Annotated in this window: 29 protein-coding genes and 3 tRNA genes; 16 read left to right on the top strand and 16 right to left on the bottom strand. The window is 23.3% G+C overall.

Annotated elements, in window-relative coordinates:
• Positions 1–22: 22 nt before the first annotated feature.
• From QW117_00160 to QW117_00140, 5 genes are all read left to right on the top strand, one after another.
• Positions 23–397 carry an FHA domain-containing protein gene (locus QW117_00160; GenBank protein ID MEM3405379.1) on the top strand — a complete coding sequence of 125 codons (375 nt, stop codon included), beginning with the start codon at positions 23–25 and terminating at the stop codon, positions 395–397.
• Between the two features lies 1 nt (position 398).
• The gene (locus QW117_00155) at positions 399–794 is read left to right on the top strand and encodes a hypothetical protein (protein ID MEM3405378.1); all 396 of its coding nucleotides are present in this window, start codon (positions 399–401) and stop codon (positions 792–794) included.
• Positions 795–801: 7 nt separating this feature from the next.
• The gene (locus QW117_00150) at positions 802–1,338 is read left to right on the top strand and encodes a hypothetical protein (protein MEM3405377.1); all 537 of its coding nucleotides are present in this window, start codon (positions 802–804) and stop codon (positions 1,336–1,338) included.
• A gap of 35 nt (positions 1,339–1,373) precedes the next feature.
• On the top strand, positions 1,374–2,399 hold the full coding sequence (fen, locus tag QW117_00145; protein MEM3405376.1) for a flap endonuclease-1: 1,026 nt from the start codon (positions 1,374–1,376) through the stop codon (positions 2,397–2,399).
• Positions 2,400–2,488: 89 nt separating this feature from the next.
• Positions 2,489–3,202, top strand: coding sequence for a hypothetical protein (locus tag QW117_00140; GenBank protein MEM3405375.1), 714 nt, complete (start codon positions 2,489–2,491; stop codon positions 3,200–3,202).
• 53 nt (positions 3,203–3,255) lie between these two features.
• On the opposite strand, the gene QW117_00135 is transcribed toward QW117_00140, so the two are convergent.
• Entirely contained in the window at positions 3,256–3,867 is a 612-nt protein-coding gene (locus tag QW117_00135; GenBank protein MEM3405374.1) for a hypothetical protein, read from the bottom strand.
• A gap of 156 nt (positions 3,868–4,023) precedes the next feature.
• The gene (locus QW117_00130) at positions 4,024–4,797 is read right to left on the bottom strand and encodes a hypothetical protein (GenBank protein MEM3405373.1); all 774 of its coding nucleotides are present in this window, start codon (positions 4,795–4,797) and stop codon (positions 4,024–4,026) included.
• 199 nt (positions 4,798–4,996) lie between these two features.
• Between QW117_00130 and QW117_00125 the strand changes: the two genes are divergently transcribed.
• Positions 4,997–5,779 (top strand): hypothetical protein, encoded by a 783-nt coding sequence (locus QW117_00125; GenBank protein MEM3405372.1) that lies wholly within the window; start codon positions 4,997–4,999, stop codon positions 5,777–5,779.
• Positions 5,780–5,892: 113 nt separating this feature from the next.
• Here the strand turns inward: QW117_00125 and QW117_00120 are convergent, their stop codons facing one another.
• Positions 5,893–6,147, bottom strand: a complete 255-nt coding sequence (locus tag QW117_00120) for a hypothetical protein (protein ID MEM3405371.1) — start codon at positions 6,145–6,147, stop codon at positions 5,893–5,895.
• Between the two features lie 77 nt (positions 6,148–6,224).
• Here QW117_00120 and QW117_00115 point away from each other — a divergent pair, with 77 nt between their 5' ends.
• Entirely contained in the window at positions 6,225–7,031 is an 807-nt protein-coding gene (locus tag QW117_00115; protein ID MEM3405370.1) for a hypothetical protein, read from the top strand.
• Here QW117_00115 and QW117_00110 read toward each other — a convergent pair.
• Entirely contained in the window at positions 7,028–8,233 is a 1,206-nt protein-coding gene (locus QW117_00110) for a PD-(D/E)XK nuclease family protein (GenBank protein MEM3405369.1), read from the bottom strand. The two genes, QW117_00115 and QW117_00110, sit on opposite strands and share 4 nt — an antisense overlap.
• A 104-nt stretch (positions 8,234–8,337) precedes the next feature.
• Between QW117_00110 and QW117_00105 the strand changes: the two genes are divergently transcribed.
• The gene (locus tag QW117_00105) at positions 8,338–8,901 is read left to right on the top strand and encodes a hypothetical protein (protein ID MEM3405368.1); all 564 of its coding nucleotides are present in this window, start codon (positions 8,338–8,340) and stop codon (positions 8,899–8,901) included.
• Between the two features lie 39 nt (positions 8,902–8,940).
• Here QW117_00105 and QW117_00100 read toward each other — a convergent pair whose 3' ends face one another.
• Positions 8,941–10,251, bottom strand: a complete 1,311-nt coding sequence (locus QW117_00100; GenBank protein ID MEM3405367.1) for a DUF87 domain-containing protein — start codon at positions 10,249–10,251, stop codon at positions 8,941–8,943.
• Positions 10,252–10,397: 146 nt separating this feature from the next.
• Here QW117_00100 and QW117_00095 point away from each other — a divergent pair, with 146 nt between their 5' ends.
• The gene (locus QW117_00095; protein ID MEM3405366.1) at positions 10,398–11,309 is read left to right on the top strand and encodes a thioredoxin domain-containing protein; all 912 of its coding nucleotides are present in this window, start codon (positions 10,398–10,400) and stop codon (positions 11,307–11,309) included.
• A 141-nt stretch (positions 11,310–11,450) separates the two neighbouring features.
• Here QW117_00095 and QW117_00090 read toward each other — a convergent pair whose 3' ends face one another.
• Together QW117_00090 and QW117_00085 are read right to left on the bottom strand one after the other, a co-directional pair.
• On the bottom strand, positions 11,451–12,608 hold the full coding sequence (locus QW117_00090; protein ID MEM3405365.1) for a replication factor C large subunit: 1,158 nt from the start codon (positions 12,606–12,608) through the stop codon (positions 11,451–11,453).
• Positions 12,609–12,667: 59 nt separating this feature from the next.
• Complete coding sequence (locus tag QW117_00085) at positions 12,668–13,633, bottom strand: replication factor C small subunit (GenBank protein MEM3405364.1); 966 nt, start codon at positions 13,631–13,633, stop codon at positions 12,668–12,670.
• A 267-nt stretch (positions 13,634–13,900) separates the two neighbouring features.
• Here QW117_00085 and QW117_00080 point away from each other — a divergent pair, with 267 nt between their 5' ends.
• A complete protein-coding gene (locus QW117_00080; protein ID MEM3405363.1) occupies positions 13,901–14,197 on the top strand; it encodes an MGMT family protein in 297 nt (98 codons plus the stop codon).
• A gap of 2 nt (positions 14,198–14,199) precedes the next feature.
• On the opposite strand, the gene QW117_00075 is transcribed toward QW117_00080, so the two are convergent.
• The 4 genes from QW117_00075 to QW117_00060 form a co-directional block, all read right to left on the bottom strand.
• Positions 14,200–14,272, bottom strand: a tRNA-Glu gene (locus tag QW117_00075).
• Between the two features lie 19 nt (positions 14,273–14,291).
• Positions 14,292–14,639 carry a Sua5/YciO/YrdC/YwlC family protein gene (locus QW117_00070; protein ID MEM3405362.1) on the bottom strand — a complete coding sequence of 116 codons (348 nt, stop codon included), beginning with the start codon at positions 14,637–14,639 and terminating at the stop codon, positions 14,292–14,294.
• The gene (locus QW117_00065) at positions 14,630–14,809 is read right to left on the bottom strand and encodes a Sua5/YciO/YrdC/YwlC family protein (protein MEM3405361.1); all 180 of its coding nucleotides are present in this window, start codon (positions 14,807–14,809) and stop codon (positions 14,630–14,632) included. The genes QW117_00070 and QW117_00065 overlap by 10 nt, the downstream gene beginning before the upstream one ends.
• 9 nt (positions 14,810–14,818) lie before the next feature.
• A tRNA-Gln gene (locus tag QW117_00060) sits at positions 14,819–14,891 on the bottom strand.
• Between the two features lie 67 nt (positions 14,892–14,958).
• Here QW117_00060 and QW117_00055 point away from each other — a divergent pair.
• From QW117_00055 to QW117_00040, 4 genes are all read left to right on the top strand, one after another.
• Positions 14,959–15,243, top strand: coding sequence for a hypothetical protein (locus tag QW117_00055; GenBank protein MEM3405360.1), 285 nt, complete (start codon positions 14,959–14,961; stop codon positions 15,241–15,243).
• Position 15,244: 1 nt separating this feature from the next.
• Positions 15,245–15,439: a hypothetical protein gene (locus tag QW117_00050; GenBank protein ID MEM3405359.1), complete on the top strand. Its 195-nt coding sequence runs from the start codon at positions 15,245–15,247 to the stop codon at positions 15,437–15,439.
• Positions 15,440–15,473: 34 nt separating this feature from the next.
• A tRNA-Thr gene (locus QW117_00045) sits at positions 15,474–15,558 on the top strand.
• Between the two features lie 48 nt (positions 15,559–15,606).
• Entirely contained in the window at positions 15,607–16,095 is a 489-nt protein-coding gene (locus QW117_00040; protein MEM3405358.1) for a hypothetical protein, read from the top strand.
• On the opposite strand, the gene pheT is transcribed toward QW117_00040, so the two are convergent.
• Genes pheT through QW117_00025 form a run of 3 tightly spaced genes read right to left on the bottom strand, consistent with a single transcriptional unit; the run spans position 16,076 to position 19,498 of the window.
• The gene (pheT, locus tag QW117_00035; protein ID MEM3405357.1) at positions 16,076–17,710 is read right to left on the bottom strand and encodes a phenylalanine--tRNA ligase subunit beta; all 1,635 of its coding nucleotides are present in this window, start codon (positions 17,708–17,710) and stop codon (positions 16,076–16,078) included. The two genes, QW117_00040 and pheT, sit on opposite strands and share 20 nt — an antisense overlap.
• Position 17,711: 1 nt before the next feature.
• Positions 17,712–17,972 (bottom strand): hypothetical protein, encoded by a 261-nt coding sequence (locus tag QW117_00030; GenBank protein ID MEM3405356.1) that lies wholly within the window; start codon positions 17,970–17,972, stop codon positions 17,712–17,714.
• Positions 17,969–19,498, bottom strand: coding sequence for a phenylalanine--tRNA ligase subunit alpha (locus QW117_00025; GenBank protein ID MEM3405355.1), 1,530 nt, complete (start codon positions 19,496–19,498; stop codon positions 17,969–17,971). Before QW117_00025 ends, QW117_00030 begins: the two co-directional genes overlap by 4 nt.
• A 50-nt stretch (positions 19,499–19,548) precedes the next feature.
• On the opposite strand from QW117_00025, the gene amrB reads away from it, so the two are divergent.
• On the top strand, positions 19,549–20,376 hold the full coding sequence (gene amrB, locus QW117_00020; protein MEM3405354.1) for an AmmeMemoRadiSam system protein B: 828 nt from the start codon (positions 19,549–19,551) through the stop codon (positions 20,374–20,376).
• A gap of 6 nt (positions 20,377–20,382) precedes the next feature.
• On the opposite strand, the gene QW117_00015 is transcribed toward amrB, so the two are convergent.
• The gene (locus tag QW117_00015; GenBank protein ID MEM3405353.1) at positions 20,383–20,838 is read right to left on the bottom strand and encodes a hypothetical protein; all 456 of its coding nucleotides are present in this window, start codon (positions 20,836–20,838) and stop codon (positions 20,383–20,385) included.
• Between the two features lie 99 nt (positions 20,839–20,937).
• Entirely contained in the window at positions 20,938–21,624 is a 687-nt protein-coding gene (pyrH, locus tag QW117_00010) for a UMP kinase (protein ID MEM3405352.1), read from the bottom strand.
• Positions 21,625–21,831: 207 nt separating this feature from the next.
• Between pyrH and QW117_00005 the strand changes: the two genes are divergently transcribed.
• A partial coding sequence (locus QW117_00005) for a hypothetical protein (protein ID MEM3405351.1) occupies positions 21,832–23,855 on the top strand: 2,024 nt, incomplete at its 3' end.

Raw genomic sequence — 23,855 nt, 5'->3', positions numbered from 1 at the left:
ATACCATATAATTATATATACTATGAAAAAATCAAAATTAATTGAAGGGATTTTAAGAGAAGAAAACGAAAAATTTTATCAACTTCCAGAAATTCAAAGATCTTTTGAATTAGATAATAATAATACTTTTTATACTATCGGAAGAAATGAAAAATGTGATATAAAAGTACCAAATGGAATTTTAGATGTTTCTAGATTACACGCTGTCCTAAAATTTAATAATGGAAACTGGGAAATTTATGATATGGGAAGCCTTTTTGGAACTTATGTAATAAAGAAAGGAGAATCAAAAAAAGAAAAAATTGAGAATAAATTAACTTTAAGTCAAGGGGATATTATTTTACTTGGTAGTTTATATTGTTTAAAATATATAGAAAATAAAGAAAATAAAAGATAAAATGATAAAAGAATGTATAAAAAGAAAAAATAATAGAATTAAATCTTTTTTAAAGATTGGATCTTCCCTCGCTCTTACTCTTTACATAGGGGGATGTATATATAAAACAAAACAACTTAATTATCAACTAAAACCATTAATAGAAAAATTTGAAAAAATTGCAAAAGAAGGGCCCTCTAAAACAGATATTGGAGAAATTTCTTATGACGGAAAGCTAAAAGAAATAATAATGGAAAGAGACGAGTATATTAAATCTTTAGGATGGGGTTGTCATGGTGGGAAGTGGATAGTTGTTCCATATGATAAAGGATATGCTTTTAAAATGGAAAATGCTAGTGTTATTAACCCATTCATTAAAATTAAATCTCTAGACGAATTTTTGGAAAAATATAAATAGAAATAAAATGAAACAAAATTTAGAAAAAGCAATACAGAAATTTATCATTACAAGAAATTATGAAAAATTAGAAGATTTAAGAAAAAAATCTATTTCTAATCAAGATCCTTTGACTTACAAAATTTTGTGTGATGAATTAGGAATAATTGAATTAGAAGATAAATTTCTTTATGATTTAGGAACTTTGATAGAGGAAGAAAAAAGATACAAAAAAAATATTAAAAAAATCTCAAAATATGAGAAACATCCATATTATCCGGAATATAATATCCCAAAAGAATGCCCAGAAGATTTTTTTGAAGCCTTTGATTTTGCTAAACAAGTAAAATTTAAAGAAAGAATATATCAAGAATTAGTTAGAGGAATAAGAGGTCCTTATTATAAAACTTTTTTTGAATTTTATAATCCTAAAACAAAAGAAGGAATTTCAAAAATGAGAAAATATTTAAAAAATAAATTTCCAAAAAATAAAAAAGAGATAAATAGTTTAGATCCGAAAAAGATAATTCATGCTTATTACTCAATTAGAGGTGTTTGGGGATAGAAAAAATTTATTAACTTCTTTTTCTTTTTAAAAGGATGGGTTTAAATATATCTGATATAATTCCAAGAAAATCAATAGGTTTTGAAGATTTGAAAAATAAAATAGTTGCGGTAGATGCTTTTAATGCAATATATCAATTTTTATCTACGATAAGACAAAAAGATGGTACACCTTTAATGGATAAAAAAGGAAATATTACTTCTCATCTTTCTGGATTGTTTTATAGAAATCTCTATTTATTGCAAGAAGGGATAAAATTAGTTTATGTTTTTGATGGAAAACCACCCGAATTAAAAAGAAAAACAAATGAAAAAAGACAAGAAATAAAAGAAATTGCAAAAGAGAAATATGAAGAAGCAATTTTATCTGAAGATTATGAAGCAATGAGAAGATATAGTCAACAATTAGTAAAAATCGACGAGAAGATAATAGAAGAAAGTAAAGAACTTTTAGAAGCTATGAGTATTGCTGTAATTCAAGCACCTAGTGAAGGAGAATCACAAGCAGCTTATTTATGCAAAATAGGGAAAGTTTATGCTGTTGCTAGTCAAGATTATGATTCTTTGTTATTTCAATCTCCAAGATTAATTCAAAATTTAACATTAGCAAGAACAAGAAAAACTGTTTCTGGAGTTATCTATATTTCACCAGAAATTATCTCTTTAGAAAATGTTTTAAACACTTTACAAATAAATCTTGACCAGCTGATATGTTTAGGAATTTTAGTAGGAACAGATTATAATCCCGGAGGAATTAGAGGAATAGGGCAAAAAAAAGCTTTAGAAATTGTAAAAAAGTATAAACAACCTTATTTAATATTTAATCATTTAAAGAAGGACATTGAAAAATTGCCAGATGATAAAAAATTTGATTGGGAAGAGATCTTTCAATTATTTCATAAACCAGAAGTGAAAGATTTTGAAATTATTTTTCCTAAATTTGATGAAAATAAAATAAAAAAAATATTATTAAGCAGAGATTTTTCAGAAGAAAGAATAAATAATGCCTTATTAAGATATTATGAGGAAAAAAAGAAATCACAACAGAAAACTTTATTTTAATTAAATTTTTTAAGATTAGAAAGTATTCCTTTAAAATTAGAAAAAAATAAATAAAGAATATTTATAAATATTGAATCTTATATAAGATTATGAAGAAAAATTTTGTAAGATTATCTTTAGTTTTATTACTTTTAATAGCTTTTTTTATTAAATTAAATTTTATTAAAGCACAAAACGAATTACCTTCAGATTATCCCCTTTCAGAAGAAGATATGCAAAGAATAGAACAATTCCCAGATACAATAAAAAATAAATGGGAATACTTACAAAAAGAATGGAAAAATATCTTGCTTAAGAATAAACTTATTAATGCTACAGATAATTTTATGCAAAAACCAATCCCAGATACTACTTTTAGAATATTTTTTGGAGTAAATTGGAATGTTGAATATTTCTTTACTATTATTGGAATTATTATTTTATGGATAATTATCTTTTTTACAATGGTTAATCTTTTAAAAGCAATTCCTCTCTTAGGGGAAGAAAATAAAAATTTTATAAGATTTTTACCTTACATTGGTTCTTTATTATTTTCTATCTTAATAGCACAATTAAACTTTTATTATAATATTATAGTTTGGTTAGGAAAATTGATATTTAAAAATGAAAATAAATTTATTAGATTTTTATATCTTTTCTTGATTATAATTATATGTATTACCATAATAACTTTATCAGATATTATATATAAATATTCTAAAAAAAGAAAAAAGGAAGAGGAAGAAGAAGAAAATAAAAATAAAATAGAAAAACATGAACAATTTATTGAAGGAATAAAAGAAGGAAAAGGATTAATTTCTTAAAATGTCTATTTAAGATATATAATTCAAATTCAAAAAAATAAATAAAATTTATTTTATAAACTATTGGCCTTTCTTATCTTTTTATTTATTTCAGTTTCTGTTCCAATATCTCTTCCAATACTCCTTATTTTTTCTTTTTCTATCCTATTTTTTATTATCTCAGAGAGAGAGTAAAAAATAAAAATTATAAGAAAAAGAATAAGTATTATAAAAAAAAATTTTAAATAAGAAAGTTTTGTAAAATCTAGAAAACTTAATAAAGAAGTAAAAAAAGAAGCACTAAATTGTATTATTCCTGTTATAGATACTAAGCATGTTATTATAATTGCTATTAAAAAACTTATTAAATTTTTATTTTCAAATAAAGATATAAATTGGATAATAATATAAAAAATAATTATAAATCCTATCCATATTACAGATAAGATAATTAAATTTTCAAAAGTTGTTTTTTCTTCTTCTAATCCAAATAAAATTTTAACAATTTCTTGAACAGAAGAAGGAAGTTTTATTTCTTTATGTAAAGCTTTATACATATCAGATGATATATTATTTGTATCAATGTATAAATTTTTCTTTAACCCCTCTGTAACATTTATCTCTTTTTGAGCATAAATGAGATTAATAGCTAAGAAAAATAATATAAAAATTATAAATTTTTTCATTAATATATTAAGAAAAAAGAGTATTTAAAATTATTTTATTAATTTTTTTATAGAAATAAAACAAAAAAAGAAAATAAAAATTTTAAATGAAAATAAAAAACTAATTTTATTATATATAATAGAGATAGTTTGTTTTAAATCTAAAATTTTATATTATTAACTTTTTTTTAATTTTTTATTATTTTTTTTAAGTTGATCTATTCTTTTCTGCAATTCTTCTCTTTCTTTTTCTGTTACTGCTTTATCAAGTTTTTCTTGCAATTCTCTTATTTTCATTTCGTTAAGAACAATTGTTTGTTTTTTAAATTCTTCAGTATTTCCTGATAAAGCAGAACCAATAATTTTCCAATAAATCCATCTTTCTAAAAATAACCACATAATAGATACAATAAGAGTTATAGGATATACCCATGTCATTACAGCATTAACAGGAAGAGTGAACCATTTAACAGCAACATAAACTGCAAAACCAGCTATAATCATTTTATTAACAAAAGTAGCCATTACCGCATTTGCTTCTCTTAATCTCACTGTAAAAATAATAATTATAACAAGAGGAAAAAATGTTGTTAAAATAACACCCATTGCTTCGTAAGTTACTAATATTCCAAGAATATCTTCTGGTTTCACAAAAATAAAAGATAATATTCCAACTATTACAGATATCAATCCTCCTATCCCAGGATTTGTATTTATTATAGGAATAAAACTGATTATAGAATAAACTAATAATATGATTAATATAGTAAGGAGAATTTTAGCAATTCCTGTTTTAACATCATTCGATAATCCAGAAGTTTGTTTATTAATATTAGAAAAAAAAGATTTTATTTTATCTTCTGCTGTTTGAGCACTTACAACATTAATTAAAATTGTTATTAAAAATAATGATATAAGTAATAATGTAAAAATCTTACTTATTTTTTTCATATTTTTTTAAAGAAAAAGAGGTTTATAAATATTTTTATAATAGTATATACATTAAAACCAAAGAATGATAAAAATATAAAATAATTTTGCTTATTTATATTATTACTTAATTTCTAGGAATAATTTTTATAATATCATTTTATTTTTTATTAACTTTACTAAACCAAATATTTTTAAGCATAAAAAACATAGTAAAAATATGAAGAAAAAATTAGATTTAATATTTTTAAGTTTAGTGATAATTATGGCGATAACAAGTTTAGTTTCTGCTCAATGGTATAAAGATAAAGAATTTTTTTCAGGAGCTTCAGAAACAATAATTCAATGGATAAAAGATATTTTTGGTCCTTTTTTTCAAACTTTATTGGGAACCGGGAATTTTGACGAATTTTTTTGGGCTAAAATATTATTTTTAATTTTAGCATATGCAATATTTTATCTTTCTTTAATTAAAGTAGAGATGTTTCGTAATAAAGAAGGGGTTGCCGCATTAATTTCCATTATTGTTTCTATATTTGCAGTTAGATACATGAGTAAAGAAGGATTTTTTTCATACATTTTAATGCCCTCTGGAACATTAGGAATTTCATTAGCTATTTTTTTACCCATTCTGATTTATTTCTTTTTTATACATAATTCAATTTCAAGCCCTATTGGTAGAAGAGCCGGGTGGTTAGTTTTTTCTGTAGTTTTTTTAGTTTTATGGTTGAATAGAGCAGAAAGAATTTCTTCTGATATGAATTGGATTTATGGAATAGGTGCTATAATAGTTTTAATTAATTTGATTTTTGATGAGAGAATACATGAATATTTTGGAATAACTCAAGCGAGAGCAGCAAGAAGAGCAAGAATAAGATTACAAATAGCAGAATTAGAAGAAAGAATATCAAGATTAAGAAGCCTACCAAATCCTTCAAGAATAGTAGAAGATACAATAAGAGATTTAGAACATCAATTACAACGTTTGCATAGAAGATTATAGTTTTTCTCATTAAATAAAACTTTATTACTAAAAAATTCTTACTTACAATATTGTTCTGAAAATATTTAAGATTTTTATTTAATTTAATTATCAAAATAAACTAATCTTAAAAATTATTTGCTTTCTCTATAACCAACAATTTTTTTCCCTGTTTTGTCATATATTGGAAGATGTTTTTTGTTTTTTGATGAAGAATAATTTGTTAGAATAAATCCTATTATAACTAATATTATGCCAACAACCGGAATAAATTTTATATTAATATTATTTATAAGAGGAATATTCATTTGAGAATTCTTTAAAATAAGCCCTGAAAATAAAATAATCACTCCAATTAACATTAAAATATAACCTAATGCTTTTGACATTTTAGCTCTTTTTTATTTTAATTATTTTAAGAATAATATATTTATAAATATTATTCTTTTTTAAAATTTATAAAAAAATGATAAAAAAAATTATAAAAGGTTACGATATTATTGGTAATTTAGCTATTATAAAATTTGATTTTTCTGCTAAGGAAAAAGAAAAAAAACAAGAAGCAAAGAAATTTTTATTAAAAAATAAAAATATTAAAACAATTTTAGAAAAAAAAGAAAAAATAAGAGGAAGATTAAGAACACAAAAAGTTAAATATATCCTAGGAGAAAAAACCTTTGAAACTGTTCATAAAGAAAGTGGATGTTTATTTAAATTAGATATATCAAAATGTTATTTTTCTCCTAGATTAAGTAATGAAAGATTAGAAATAACAAATACTATAAAAAAATTAAAGAAAAAGAAAAATATTCTTGTTATGTTTGCCGGAGTTGCTCCTTATAGTATAATTATAGCAAAAAATAATAAATCAAGCATGATATATTCTAATGAATTAAATAGAATTGCAAATAAGTATGCAAAAGAGAATATAAACCTTAATAAAATAAAAAATATAAAATTAATACCAGGAGACGCAAAAAAAATTCTAAAATTAATAAAAAAATATAAAGCTCCAAATAAATATGATATTATTGTTATGCCTCGACCAAATATACAGTACAATTTTTTAAAAGAAGCTTTTACTTTAAGCAAAAAAGGAACAGTTATCTTTTTTAGAGAATTTTGTAGAGAAGAAAATTTAAATTACAAAATAAAAAATATAGAAAAAGAAGCAAAAAAACAAAAAAAGAAAATAAAAATATTAAAAATAACAAAAACGAGAGAAATTTCTCCTTATGTTTTTAGGTATATGGTACAAATTAAAATTATTTAAAAGTTATCAAATAAAGAAAGTTTTTTTACTTTTTCAAATTCAGAAATGTTTTCTATAGAGTAATCAATTAATTTTTTAACAAAATCTTTTCTTTCAGATGTTAGTAATTCTGCACAAAGAGGAGCCCAATCACAATTGTTCCTATTACAATGATAACCTATAAAAGGAACAAAATTACCCTTTCTTATTTCTTGATCTGCTTCATGTACAGTATTAATTAAATAATAAAGATCATTTTCATTTCTTGTTACTTTAATTTCGCTTCCATTTTCTAGACTATAAATTTTCATTTCTATATTGTTTTTTGGATTTGGAGAAATATTTTGAAATTCTCTTTTTATTAATTCTAAAAAGGAAAAATAATATATTGTAAATTGTATACCCAATTCTTTAATAACATCCTTTCTATCTTCTATTCTGTTACTTCCTGTTTTATAATCAGTTATAATTATTTTTCTTTTGTCATCATCTTCTTCAAAATCAATTTTATCGAATATTCCAGTGAATTTATAATAAATCTCTTTTTGATTTATATTTTTTGATAATATAACATTAAAATTTTCTTCAACAAGAGCAGGTTTTGGTTTCATTTTTTCTCTTTCAAAAAAATCTTCCAACATTTTTTTTCCCTTGTAATATAATGAATACTTTAAGTCTTCGTAAGGAAACCAACATTTTCCAGAATAAACAGAGCCAAACCACCTTGCTTTCCATCCAAGAATCTTTTTTTTCTTTTTCTTTCCGTTTTCTATAATTTCTACTTCTCTTCCATTAATTATTTCTTCTTTAGAATTTAATAGTCCTAAATTAATATCTCTTAAGATTAAATGAATATCCTTTCCCATCATTAATCTCCAATGATAAGTTGGTGGTTTTAAATGTAATTTATATTTTAATAAAAAAGCAAACTTACACCCTTTATATGTATTTAATTTTGATGCACTAACTGTTCCTATTCCTTCTTCTAAACATTTTTCAAAAGAGAATATTTTTTTCTCTATTTCCCTTTCTTCTTTTTTTATAAGAGCCGATTGCTTTAATTGTTCCAAAAATTCTTTTTCATAAAGCAATAAAGAACCTTCTATTTCCTCTCTTGATTTTTTAGTTCTCTTTATTCTTTTCCATATACTTTGTTCTTTTGGAAGATAACTTAATTTTTCTTTTTCCAAAATTTTTTCAATTAAATATTTTGAATTTCTCATTTTCTTTTTAATTACTTGTTAAATTAGTATATAAAAATTAATAAACTTAAAAATATATTTTTCTCTTTACTAAATCTTAAAAAATATAAAATAATAAATAAAAAATGAAAAATTTTATAATAGATGTAGATGATGTTATATTACAATATGTCCCAGCTTTAATTAATTATTTTAATAAAAAATTTAATTTAAAAATAAAAAAAAGACAAATTAAAAGCTGGGAATTTTCGAATTATATACCCTTACCAAAAGAAAGAGTTTTAGAAGTTTGGGAAGAATTTATTAAAGACAACAATTTTCATAATTTAAGATTGGTAAATTATTGTAGAGAAGGAATTAAAAAATTATCAGAATATGGAAATATATATTTAGTAACATATAGAAGTAACGATTTAAAAGAAAAAACAGAAAAAAATTTAAATAAATTATCAAAAGTTTGGAAAGATTTAATTTTTACTAATAAAAATAAAAAAATAGATATATGTAAAAAATTAGATGCATTTTTAATTGTTGATGATTCTCCAATAAGTGTAAGAGAAGCTAAAGAAAGTAATATTATTTCATTTCTTTTTGATCAACCTTGGAACAAAAAAGAAAATAAATATTCTTATAGAGTAAAAAATTGGAAAGAAATTTTATTTCTAATAGAAAACAATAAAATTTTTTAATTTTTAATTAATGAAAAGATTAATTTTTAATGAACTTACTTAAATTCTTTTTTCGATTTTTATTGATGTTGGGGCTTCTCCTCCATGCCATGTATAACGTGGATGTACTCTAAATGGATATATTCTTTCACTATTATCATCTAAAATTATTGCAGATCCTTTGAGAGAGGGTAATTCGTCCATATATCTTTTTATACTTTCTAGAAGATAAGATTGCATTATTTCATTTAATGCTTTTATATCTACAGCTGATGTTACTCTATGACTTATAATTATATCTGCTTGTGTTGTAGCATCTCTTGCTAAAGCACCTGGTTGTTGTGTTGCCATCACTAAAGAAATACCAGGTTGTCTGCCTTCTCTTAATAACTGTATTAAGCTCTCTGTGGCAGGCGTTTTTCCTTCATTAGGTAAAAATTCGTGAACTTCATCTAAGAAAATCCATACGAGAGGCATTTCTCTTTCTTGTTTGAAAGCAAGATAGTCCTGGCCATGTTGAAGAGCAAGAATTTCTTCTTTCTTTCTTGCAAGCATTCTTTCATTAAATAATTTTCTGCATATTAAACTTATAACTAGAGCTCTAACATTAAAAGCAGCTGTCGAACTATACATACTTAAATCAAGTATAGTTGTAACTCCACTTTTTATTAATTCATTTATAAAAGTGGTTTTTTGTTTTTTATTAGAAAAAATTTTCCATGATGATGCAGCTTCGAATAAACCTATAGCTATATTTTTTGTATTTTCATTAGCATTTGAATTTTGTATTTCTTTTATTATATCTTCTATAAAGAAATTCTCTTTTTCTTCTTTGATTTTTGTTATTACTCTTTCTATTAAGATAGCTACAGGATCTATAATATTCAAACCAAAAGTTATTATCCAATCTTCGGCATTAAGATCAGAAACGCTTAAAGCAAATTTTTCATCTATGGGGATTTCTCTTTTTTCATAATCTTGAAAGTATCCATAAGGGACAAAAATTTTTACAGGAATTGACTGTGGTTTTGAATTCCATTCTCTTAATAATTCTTTATCTTTTTCATTTTCGTATTTCATTGTCCAAAAAATACCCATCGTATCAAAAATTAAAGATGCAATATTTACTCTTTCTTCTTCTGGTAAGAGAGAAAGTTCTTCTGCTATAACCCCTAAAGTATAAGATTTCCCAGACCCCCTTTTTCCAGCAATTAATATAACATGGCTTCTTGCAACATCTAAATAAATAGGATTACTTAAAGAAGTATATTGTTCCATTTTTACATAACTTTTTCCTAAAAAAACCAAACCTTTTTTTCCAAATATTTTTTTATCGTATTCGTCTCTCCCTATAATTATATCATATGGCATTTTGAAATTTTCTTTTTTGTAATTATAGAAATATTTATAAATATATAAATATAAACCTTTTGATAGCAACTAAAAAAAGTTTGAAATATAAAAATTAAAAGCGAAAGATTTATAAAACATTTTTACTAAAAAATAGTAACAAAAAAATGAAAGAAGAAAAAAATCAAATTAATGTTTGGAAAGTACTAACAATAGTTTTTGCTATTCTATTTTTAATAGCAATTATTTTTGCTTTTAAAGGAAATATAACAGGAAATGTTATAAGTGAAGAAAAAGCTTCTGAAAAACTTTTGAATTATTTAAATAGCCTTACTGGTGGGGGTGTTAGTTATGTTTCTTATGAAGATTTAGGAAATGTATACGAGATTACAGTAAAATATCAAGGGCAAGAAATACCTGTGTATATTACTAAAGATGGAAAATATATTATTCAAGGAATCTCAGAAATCCAAGAACCTAATACAATTACAGGAAATGTTGTTCAAGAGCAACAAGAAGTTCCAAAATCAGATAAACCAAAAGTAGAATTGTTTGTTATGACTCATTGTCCTTACGGAACACAGGCAGAAAAAGGAATTCTAGAAACAATAAAAACATTAGAAAATAAAATTGATTTTAAAATAAGATTTGTTCATTATTTTATGCATGGCGATAAAGAAGAAGATGAAACTTATACTCAAGTTTGTATAAGAGAAGAACAATCATCTAAATTTAATGATTATTTAGCCTGTTTCTTAGAAGATGGAAATTCTTCAAGATGTTTAAATAAAGTTAATATAGATAAAACAAAATTAGATTCTTGTAAAGCGAATAAAGCAAAATCTTATTATGCTATTGATTCTCAATCATCAAAGCAATATGGTGTGCAAGGAAGTCCGACACTAATAATAAATGGAGTAGAAGTTTCATCTGGAAGAAGTCCAGCAGCTTATTTATCAACAATTTGTTCTGCATTTAATAATAAGCCAAACGAATGTTCTTTAAGTTTATCAACAACAACACCTTCTCCTGGTTTTGGTTATAACGCTGGAAGCTCTTCATCTGGAAGTTGTGGTTAATGAGAAAAAATTCAGAGCTTCTTTTTTTATAGAATCTTCTATTTTTATTTTTTAGTTACACTTTTATTATATAGATAGGTCAATTATAAAAATACAAAATCTTTAATTCAATCTTTAATAAAAATTGTTTTTTACTATTTCTTATTCTTTTAAGAATAATATTTCCTCATTCTCAAGTTTTAATTCTTTTTGTATTTTTTCATTGCTTAAAATAATTTGTTTTATTATTGGAAATTCTTTCATTGCAGTTTTTAAAGAAATATGACAGTAATGAGCATATTTTTGTGCTATGTTTTTTTTATAAATATTTTTTTGATTTATAGCCCATATTTTTAATATCCTTGTTGGTTTATTATATTTTATAAATCCTATTCTTCCTTGCTTTTTTGATGCAGAAATACCAGCAGACAATAAAAAATTTCTATAGAACATAAATCTCCAATATTGTTGTCTTATTATCCTTCTGTTATAAATATCTGCTTTGCTTAATATTTCAAAAGCATTATATAATTCCTCTTCTTTATAAACATTTGGAATATTTTCTTCTATCCATAAACAAATTTCATCCAAATCCATATCGGTTTTTTCAAATAATTCCAAAACATCTTTTCTTGTAACTTCTTGAAAAATTATTTTCATAATATTAAAAATAGGAATCTCTTTTTCTCTTTCTGAGATTTCAATTGCAGAAACACCTTCTACTAATGTTTGTAAATCATTTAAAGCCGCTCTTATGTCACCATTAGCTTTTATTGCTAAAACTTTTAATTCTTCTTCATTAATTTGTAATTTTTCTTTTTTTGTTATTTCTTTTAATAAAGATAAAATTTCTTTATAATCTATTTCCTTCATTTCTATAAGTTCAGATTTTTCCCTCAATAAAGAAAATTTTTTGTCCCAAATATTATTTGCTGTAATTATGATAGGAAAATTTGTTTTATCAATAAGGACTAAAAGTTCTTGTAAACCACCTTTATCATCTTTAGTTATCCCATCAATTTCATCTACTAACAAAACTTTATTTTTAGCAAATAAAGAAGATTGCTTAGAAGCAGAACCTAATATTTTTTTAATTTGTTCTTTATCTCTTAAATCAGAAGCATTAATCTCTAATATTTCTGCATTCATTTCTTTTGCAATAACATATGCAAGAGATGTTTTTCCCACACCAACAGGTCCATACAATATTATAGCTTTTTTTTTAGGAAAATTTTTCAAAAAAACTTTTATTTTTATTATTGCTTCTTCTTGGCCTTTAATATCTGCAAAACATACAGGTTTATATTTATCAGTTAACATTTTTTATTTTAATAACCTAAATTTCTGTTTATTAGATTTTTGTATTTAATGGATAGATATTATTCCATCTTTCCTTTTCCAACTAGTACAAAATAAGCTAATAAAGCTTCTAGTTGAATAAATTCGTCACTACCTTCTACTATTCTAAATTCTATTTCACCTGTTTTGTCTATTAATTTAACTTTTAAAATAGGATCTATATTTAATTCCCATATTTCTCTTTGTATCTCTTTTATTACATCTACCCCCGAAATAGATTCTTTTAACATTATCTCCAATAATTTATCCCTCGCATTTTTGAAATTACCCGCAAGAGCATAATTTAAAACAGCCCTTATCTCTTTTGGTTTGGCTTTTCCTAAAATTGTTTCTATTATCTCTTTTGTTATTTTTCTTGAAACAGATGTTGTTGCTTGTAATAAGTTTATTGCTCTTCTACAATCCCCTTCTGAAGCCTCATATAATTCTTCTATTCCATCTTCTGTTAATTCTATTTTTTCTTCCCCTGCTATTTTTTTTATAACTTTTTCTACATCTTTTTTATCCAATAATTTAAATTTAAAAATTGCACATCTACTTTGTATAGGGTCTATTATTTTACTTATATAATTACAAGATAAAATAAATCTACAGTTACTTGAAAAATTCTCCATTGTCCTTCTTAATGCTTGTTGTGCTTCTCTTGTTAAGGCATCAGCTTCGTCTAAAAATATGACTTTAAAAGGAACTCTTCCTAGAGATTTTGTTCGTGCAAAATCTTTTACTTTTTGTCTTATAACATCTATACCCCTTTCATCACTTGCGTTTAATTCTAAATAATTCTCTTTCCAATTATCTCCATAAAGTTCTTTTACTATAACTAGAGCCAAAGAAGATTTACCAGTTCCAGCAGGACCTGCAAATAATAAATGAGGTATGTTTAAAGAATTTGTTAAATTTTTTATTCTTTTTATTATTTCTTCTTGACCAACTATTTCTTCAAATGTTTTTGGTCTATACTTTTCTGTCCATACTTCACTTGTCATAATACTTCTTTGAAAAGAGTTTTTATAAATGTTGCTGTTATAAAAGAAAATTAATTTTTTAAAATAATATCATTACCTTTTTAAAATAAGAAAATACTTTTATTGTGATCTTAATCTTTTCATCTTTCTTTTTCTTTTAGTTTCTCTTAATCTTTTCCTTTGCCATTTCCATCTCATCTGTCTTTTCTTTTTCCACCTTCTACTACTTCTTTTCATATTTTTACAAAAAGAAAGAGGTTTATAAATTTTTATTTTTTATTTAATAAAATGAAAAAATTTCAAAAAAAAGATAAATTAAGAAAATTAATTTACGAAGAGGTTAAAAAAATTCCTAAAGGTAAAATAAAAACTTACAAAGAACTTGCATTAAAATTTAATACCCACCCAAGAATAATTGGAATTATATTAAGAGAGAATTATAATAAAAAAATTCCATGTCATAGAGTAATAAAATGTAATTATCATGTTGGTGGTTATAATAGAGGAATAAATAAAAAAATTAAATTATTAAGAAAAGAGGGAATTAAAATAAATAAAAAAGGAAATATTATTTTTAATTCTTAAAATGCCCTCGCCGGGATTCGAACCCGGGTCAAAGCCTCGAGAAGGCTTTATCCTTAACCTCTAGACGACAAGGGCGTAAAAAGAGATATATTTCTTATCTTTTTAATTCTTTCCCATCATAAAAAACTATTATTGAAGGTTTCCCAGATAATTTTCCTGCATCTATTATAACATCTACTTTATTTAATATCTCTTTGTTTATTTCTTTTAAAGATTTTGCAAAAGGTTTTCCAGATATATTTACAGAAGTTGTTATAAAAGGGACTTTTGATAATTGAATAATCTTACAAAAATTGTTATTTGGAATCCTTACTCCAATAAATTCTGTTGGGGAAACGTGTTTAAGAAAATTTTTTCTTTTTTTCTTTAAAATAAGAGTATATTTTCCAGGAAGATATTTTTCAACTATTTTTTTATTAGCTTTCGTATTTCTTAAATCCAATTTTTTGATGGAGCTATAATAGATAAAGGTTTATTTTTATCTCTTTTCTTAATTCTTTTTATTTTTTCAACAGATTTTTTGTTTAATGCATTACATCCTATACCATATATTGTATCTGTTGGATAAATAAAAATTGCTCCTGATTTTATTAATTTTATTATCTTTTTCATTTTTAAAAATAGCCCCACCAGGATTTGAACCTGGGTCACAGCTTCCAGAGAGCTGTATCCTTGACCGCTAGACCATGGGGCTTCGAATCCTTTATTTATCTAATATAGTAAAATATATAAATCTAATTTAATTAAAAAATGTATAAAAGATGGTATGGATAATAATATTAATAGCTATAGTTTTTATTTATTTAATAATAAAAATAAAACATGCGCATAATAAGTTTTTTATAACTTTAATAATACTTGCTTTGTTATTTTTGTATTTGAGTATTTATTCTGTTGTTAAAACAAATAATATAGATGTTAAATCTATGGATGGAATGATTATGGCAGGAAAAGCTTATATTAAATGGGTAGGGAATGTTATAGATAACACAAAGACAATAATAGGAAATGCTATAAGACTTAATTGGGGTCCTCCAAGAGTATAAAATGAGATTAATATTTATTATATTACTTTTTCTAATTTTTGGAGCTTTATTTATCTCTGTAGAAAAAAATTTATCTTTAAGAGATAAAGATATGGAAAAACTTATCTTTTTTTATAAAGAATGGCTTTTTAATTTAAGAGAAAATTCGAAAAGTATAATTGGATATGTTTCTAAATTAGAGTGGCTTCCTAAATAGATTTATATATCAATTTTTATAAACTTTAGTATATGCCTCTGTAGCTCAGTGGTAGAGTGTTTCCATGGTAAATTTTTCCAGAAAGGAAAAGGTCGGGAGTTCGATTCTCCCCAGAGGCTTTTTTATAATTTAATAAATTTTATAAACATATAATAACTATTTAAAAAATGAAAAAAGAAAAAACAAGATTAGAAAATTTTAAAGAAAAATATGAAATAATAAGAAGAAAATATAATTTGCCAAAATTTTCTGATATCAATAAAGAATTTGAAATAGAAAAAATATGCAGAAAAGAAACAGAATTTTTGATAAGAAATATAAGAAGAGAAATAATAGAAAGGATAACCCACTATTTAAGATTTTTAGAAGCACTTATAAATCCTTCTAATGCTCCTTTATTATTCTTTGCTCTAGCAAACAAATTAACAGAAAAAGAGAAAAAAATATTGAATGATTTATATTCAACTTTAAGTAGTTATTTAGTAAAAAGCATTTATTTAGATAATATAAATGAAGAAGAAGAAGATGTAAAATTGATAATGGAAATATATAAAAATTGGACAAATATCAAAAATAAATTTAATGATATAATTAAAGTTCTTGATGAAGATTATAGAAATAAAAAAGAGAATAAATTTAAGGGTTATATATATTAAAAATTTCTTCTAAATTTATTTCAAATAAAGAAGTTGGCATTTTTATTTTAAATTTTTTTAAAATTGCTGGATGAATTTCTCCTATAAAACCAACATCTTTATTATTTATCACTATTTTTCCAACTCTCCCTTCTATAAAATAATTGTTTTGTGTTTCTTCTACTTCAAAACTAATTCTTAGCATTTTACATATATATTCTAATACTTGTTTTATTTTTGTAAAATTAGAATCTAGAGAACAAATAGTAACAATTAACCTTTCTTCTTCATTAATCTTATCATTTTTCAAATTAAAAACCTTACCTATTTCAAATATTTTTTGTGGATATTCTGCTTTTATATTCTCTGATAAAATTTTTATTACACAAGGTACTAAAGAATGTCTTAAAATAGAATAATCTGTTTTGCTGTTTTCAACTTCTATTAAATTTTCATTTTTTTCGTTAGAAATTTTTTTTATTAATTCTCTATTAATTAAATGATACGAAGAATTTTCTATAAATTCTAAACCGATTAACAAATCTGAAATCTTCCTCTTTATTTTCTCTCTTGAATTTTCTTTTCCGATAGTAGATATTGAAGGAATTTCTGGAGGGATATTATCATAACCATATGCTATTGCAATATCTTCAATTATATCTACCTCATGTAAAATGTCTACTCTATAAGGGGGAATTAAAACTTCTTTATTTATATAAGAATAATTCATTTTTTTAAGCAATTTTTTTATCTCTTTTTCTTTAAGATTTAAACCTAGAATTTTATTTATGTTATTTATGTTTATTTTAATTTTTTCTTCTTTTAATGCTGGAGTAATTATTTTTTTATTAGGATAGATTAATTTTACTTCATAAGCTATACCATTCATATCAATAAACATGCAAACAAGAATATTTAAAATTTTTTTTAATACTTCAAGATTAAAACCAGAACATTCTATAAAAATATCTTTAGTTTTTTCAGTTATTTTTCCAGTTTCATTACTATTTATTATAGGAGGCATAGATAATATATTATTAGCAGAATCTATAAATATAGGGAAAAGTTTTTTTCCTTTTAGTAAAGGAGCATATGCTTTTCCTGTTGGATGTTGTTCTAATATTTCATTTCCATACATTTTGGTATTTGAATCTAAAGGAACAAAATGAATTTCAGAAGGTTTTTTTGCTAAATATCTTATTGGAAATTCTATCTTCTCTAATGGATATATTCCTATAGCAGCTTTTTTTCTATTTCTTGCTATTGTTGCATGTAATTTTTCCTGAACATCAATAACATCTTTTATTTTTTCATCATCAAATTTTATATTTTTTACTACAGCACAAACTGTATACGGTCTTATATCTTTAACATTTTCATCAATATAAACTAAATAATTTGATTTTTTTACCTCATATTTTTTTTTGTATTCTTTTCCTAAAAATGATAAGAAACTTCTTTTAAATCCTTCAAAAGAAAATAAATCTGGGCGATTAGGAAATATTTCTATACTTATTTCATTTTCTGTTAAATTTTCAATAGGAGTTCCAAATAAATTTATTTTTTCTTCTATCTCGGGAGTTATTTTTGTAATTTCCTTTTCAAACCTTTTTCTTGAAAATGTTGCAATTGCCATTTTATTTCCATTTATCTCTTTCTAACATTAATCCTATTATAGAATAGCCGGCAATATCTTTCCAAGAATCTTCTCTTGGTTCTTTTTCAAAATCTTTTTTATTCTTTAATAAATATTTTAGCCTTTCAATTTTTTCTGTTATTCTAATAATAATTCCTTCTTTTCCTATTTTTATTATATTCTCATCACCATACATTTTATTTTTTTCTATAAGCAATTTCTCTATTTCTTTTATTATTTTTTTTAATTCTTTTTTATTCATTTTATCCATAATTTCATATTTCTTAATTTATTTAAATCATTACTATACATATCTCGTAAGTCTTCTATTTCAAAATATTCTCTTATTATTCTTTCAAATCCCTGGCCCCATGCAAGAACTGGAATATATTTGCCTAATAGAGGAACAACTACTTCTGGTCTAAAAATACCAGCACCTCCGAGTTCTATCCATTTTTTTTGTTTTTTATCATAAACTTCTATTTCTAGAGAAGGTTCTGTATATGGAAAATAACTTGGTCTAACTCTAATTTTTTCATAACCCATTTTTTTATAGAACTCTGTTAAATACCCTATAAGATGTCTTAAATTAACATTTTCATCAACAACAATTCCTTCTGTTTGAGTTAATTCAAATAAGTGATTTATATCTAGAGTTTCATTTCTGAAACATTTTCCTATTGCAAAATATTTTTTAGGTAAATCTTCTTTTTTTAATTTTGATAGAGCTAAAGCAGAACAGGTTGTTGTATGAGTTCTTAAAACGAGTTTTTTTGCTTCTTCTTCATCCCATTCATAGTTCCATCCTTTACTGTTATTTACTCCTTTTTCATGCGCTTTTTTTACCACCTCAACAATTTTTTTATTTTCTATTTCTTTTTTGTAAGGTAAGAAAAAACTATCTTGCATTTCTCTTACAGGATGATCTTGGGGTGTAAATAAAGCATCAAAATTCCAAAAGCTTTCAACAATTAAATTTGATGTCATTTCTTCAAAACCCATCTCAATCCATATCTTTCTTGCATATTCTATGGCTTGATTAACAAAATGTTTTTTTCCCCCATATATTGAAGGAACCTTACTTTTAATATCGTATCTTCTAAATTTTTTATTTTTCCATTCTTCTTTTTTTATTACTTCTGGTGTTACACTTTCAATATAATCTTCTCTTATATAAGAAGATTCTTTAATTATTTTTTTTCCGAGTTCTGTTATTTCTATTTTTATATCTATTACATTTCTTTCTTCTATTATTTGTTTTCTTTTTTTTAAAATAGAAAGAATTTTTTTCTCTTCATTACTAAGATCCTTTTCTTCTAAAGGTAATTTTTCTAAAAATTTTTCTTCTGGAAATTTTTCATAAAATCTGGAAGAATTTTTTTCTATTAAGAATATATTTCCATTTTTTATTTCAATCATATTTTTTTCTTTTAGAGTTCCTATTGCTATCTTTATTTCATTATTATTTAATTTTGTTTTTTCTTTTGCTTCTTCAATCAGAACAGGTTTTTTTTCTTCATAAAGATAATTTAATAATTTTCTTTCTGGTAATGCTGTTTTTTTATAATTAATTCCATTAATTCCGAGATCTATTATTTTTTTTCTTTCTTGTTTTATATTTACTATTTTTTTATTTGATAAAAATTGTAATGCCCTTAAACAAGAAGTTTTATCTATTTTTGATTTTTCTACTATAGTAGAAAAATTTTTTTCTTCTATATATGGAAGAATTTTTCTTTCATTTGGACTTAAAGATTCTATTATTTTTAGAATTTCCTCTTTATCCATGACAATATAAGAGAATACTATTTTAAAAACCTTATTCTCTTTCTTTTATTATGAGAAAACCTGTAGCAAAAGGAAGTTTTTATCCTAGCAATAAAGAAGAAATAAAAAATTTTATATCCAAATACATTATAAGAGAAAATAAAAAAAAAGAAAATGTAAAAATTGCTATTGTTCCTCATGCTGGTTATTCTTTTTCTGGAAAACTTGCAGCAAAAGTTATAGGAAAAATAAATAAAAAAGAAAATTTTATTATTATTGGTGTTAATCATTCTTCTTTAGGAAATAAAATAAGCATATCTAAAGAAGATTTTGAAACTCCTTTAGGTATAGTAAGAAATAATTTAGAATTGTCTAGACTTTTATTAAAAAAATTTAAAGAAATAAAAATAGATTCTGATTTTAATGAAATTCCCCATAATTATGAACATAGTATAGAAGTTATTTTGCCTTTTTTACAAGAAAGTCAAAAAAATTTTAAAATTATTTCACTGCTAGTTAAAGATTTAAGTTATGAAGAATGTATAAAAATAGCCGAAATAATATCGAAACTTATAGATGATAAAACATGTTTATTAGTTTCTTCTGATTTTACTCATTATGGTTTAGTTTATGATTTTGTTCCTTTCTATAATAACATTAAAGAAAATCTTTATAATTTGGATAAAAAAGTAATTAATGAAATTTTAAATTTAAACAGCAAAAAAGTTTATGAATATGCAATAAAAACAACAATATGCGGGTTATATGGTATAACAATTGCAACAGAATGTGCTAAAATAAAAAACTTAAGATCAGAGCTTATAGATTATTATACTTCTGGTGATGTAACAAAAGATTATAATATTGCAGTAGGATATGCAGGAATTATTTTTTATTAGAACTTTCTAATTTAATGCTTCTTTTGCATTCTTTGTATCACAGCTAAGGGTTAATAAAAAGGAAAAAATATTCTTTTTATTTTTATTAGTTAAAATTTTAAACTTTACCTTATACTTCTTACATAATTTAATATTTTGTATCCATCTTGAAAGTAAAATCGCTTTTTCTTTTTTATCTGTTCTTTCTAATTCAGAAAAATCAAAAGCTATAATTACATTATTTTTCTTTGCTATTTTACATAATATATGATTTAAACTAGAATCCCTTTGTCTTAATGTATCTTTTTTTTGTTTATGATTTAATATAAGCATATTTACTTTTTTATTTTCTAATATTTTTCTATTAAATTCAATATCTTTTCCTAAAACAATTATTTTTTTATTTAATTTAGAAAAAGAATCAATTTTTTTTCTTGCTTCTTCTATATCATTTGCTTCTATTATATCATCTTTTATTATCATTTTATAACCTAAAATAATTATTAATAAATTTATTAAAAGAAAGTTTATAAAATCTCTTCTTGTTTTCTTTTATTAAATTAATTTGAATTAACATATCTATTAATCAGAAATAATTGTTCCTTTAAAGTTTTTTCCTTCTAATAAGTTTTCAAGATTTTTTAGATCTTTTCCTAATATGTAAGTTTTTATTTTGTATTTCATTATAATTTTAGATGCATTTTGATCAAGAATAAAATGTTGTCCTGGAATGAATTTAGTTTTATTTGCTAATTTATAGAATTCTTCCCAAGAAATTTTATTTATTAATTTTGCATCTTTATACTTTAAAGGATCTTTATCATACAATCCAGAAACCGCTGTTAAATTTATAAACTCGCATTTAAAAAATTTAGCTAGTTTTGCTGCTGTGGAATCAGAAGTTTGGTTTGGCGCATATCTTAAAGCTCCACAAAAAACAACATCATTCTTTTTTAATAAATTCTTTACATGAATCATATCGTGTGGTATTCCTTCATTTGCATCTTTTCCAAAAAAATAAGTCATAAATCTTGCATTTAATCTTGTTATTGATATACCAATGTTACTTTGTAAGTAATAAGATTTTTTTATTTCTTTTAAAGCTTTAATGTATTTTCTTGCTATACTCCCACCACCACAAACAATAATAAACTTATATTTTTTCATATATTTTTTTATTACCTTACAAAAGCTTAATAAAAATTTAGTATCAATTTCATTAGGAATTATTAAACTGCCCCCTAAGCTAATAATTACAACTTTTTTCATTATTTTTTTAAGTAGGATAACTTTAAAAACTTTCTTATGATTATATAAAAATGGGCTTCAAAGAATAAAAACTGGAAAATACCTATATAAATGCTTATAATAATTGTAAGGTAACTATTTTTTAAAATACAAATATTTATAAATAATTTTTACTTAATTTTTTGAGAAAAGAGAGATAAAAAATAATCATTATTTATACTAAATATTATGGTATATAAAAAATATATAAAAAGAGGGAATAAAGTATTTGGTCCTTATTATTATGAAAGCCATAGAGTTGGAAATAAAGTTATTACAACTTATATAAAAAATCCACCTAAAAAAATAAATTATCCTACAAAAAATATATTTATTATATCTTTTACACTACTTTTTTTTATTGCAATTTTTCTTTTTCTTTTTAACATGAGATTCACAGGACATGCAACAATAGAAATTAATCCCGTCTATAAAGAAAACGAAACTCTTACAGGAAATTTTAATTTGCTTGTAAAGTCAGGAGAATTGATTCCTGCTAATACTTTAGTAAGAATAAAATTAAATGAACAAGAAAAAATAATACCAATAAGTGAACTAATAAAAGAAGAATCTAAAGAAGGAAATTATTATTTAGAAAATACAAATATAGATGGAAGAGGAGAAGGATATGGTTATATAGGAAAGAAAATAACTTATCCTGAAATTAGTTTTATATTAAGAATTTATAAGTCGAAAGAAAAAGAAGAAACAAAAGAAAGATTAGAACAACCAACAATTCCAACTGAAAATCAAACAGAAGAAACAACACAAACAGAGCCAACACAAACAGAAGAAAAAGAAGAAACAAAAGAAGAAACATCTCCAGAGCTAACACAAACAGAGCCAACGCAAACAGAAGAAACAAAAGAAACAGAGCTAACAGAAAAAGAATCAGAAGAACTAACAACACCAATTGAATCAGAAACAGAAGCAAGCTCTCAAGAGAGTGAATTATCAGAAGCCAGAGCGAGCGAAGCGAGCGGAAGTGCGGAGTCAAGTTCAGAAAGTTCAAGTTTGATAACAGGAAATGTAATAAAAGAAAATGAATATGAAATAAAAGGTAAAGTATCCAAAGATAATCCATTTGAATATAATTTAGAAGATAATGAAGATATAGAAATAATAGAAGAAAGCATTTTTACAGATAATGAAAAGCTTGGAATTGATGTTTTGGATATTAAAAAAAATAAAAATAAGATAAGAATAACAACAGATTATTATAAGGAAGAAAAAGGATTTGGAAAAGAATATCTAACAGACGAAATACATAAGATAAAAATAGATCTAGAGCAATTTGATATCAAAGCAGAAAAAGGAACCTTAAAAGTAGAATTGATATATAATAATGAAACTATAATAGAAGAAAAAGAAAACATAGCAATAGAAAAAATAAAAAGTGAAATTCAAGAAAATATAACAGAAGAAAATGTAACTTTAACTTTATTACAAAACATTCCAGACATAACAATAGAAGAAAATTCTTATTATAAATTAAACTTAAGCGAATATTTCTATAGTAATAAAGAAATAACATACAACATAATAAAAAATGAAAACATAAATACAGAAATAGAAAATAATATTCTAACAATAAAACCAAAAGAAAACTATACAGGAACTTCTATAGCTAAAATTATAGCAAAATCAAATGAAAATACAACAATAGAAACTAATGAATTTAATGTTATAGTAACAGAAACAAATGTATCAATTAATATAACAACAATACAAATAACTAATGTAAAAATAAATGAGCCAGTAAAATTCAAGAAAAAAATACAATTAAACAAGCCATTAGATGAAATAAAAATTACCTTACCAATAGAAGCTGAAAATATCTCTATTAAAAAGATAGAAACAGAAGAAACACAAACAGAAGAAGAAACAACACAAACTGAAGAAAGATTAGAACAACCAACAATTTCAACTAAAAATCAAACAAAAGAAACTGAAAAAGAAGAAAAAACAAAAGAAACAAAAGAAGCAAACTACCAAATTAATAAGTTAACAGGAAATTTAATATTAGAAATACAAATAAAAAAGAAACAAAATATATTTAGTAAATTAATAAATAAAATAAATTTAATAGGAAAAGTAATAGAAGAAAAAGAAAACATCGAACAAGAAATAAAAGAAATAATAATACAAGATAATGCTACAGAATATGAAATTGAATTTGAAATGCCTCCTGCTATTGCAAATGAAACAATAAT

The organism is Candidatus Pacearchaeota archaeon, assembly GCA_038874355.1.
Lineage (GTDB): Archaea > Nanobdellota > Nanobdellia > Pacearchaeales > GW2011-AR1 > JAVZCO01.
This window is presented reverse-complemented; position numbering and strand designations above follow the sequence as displayed.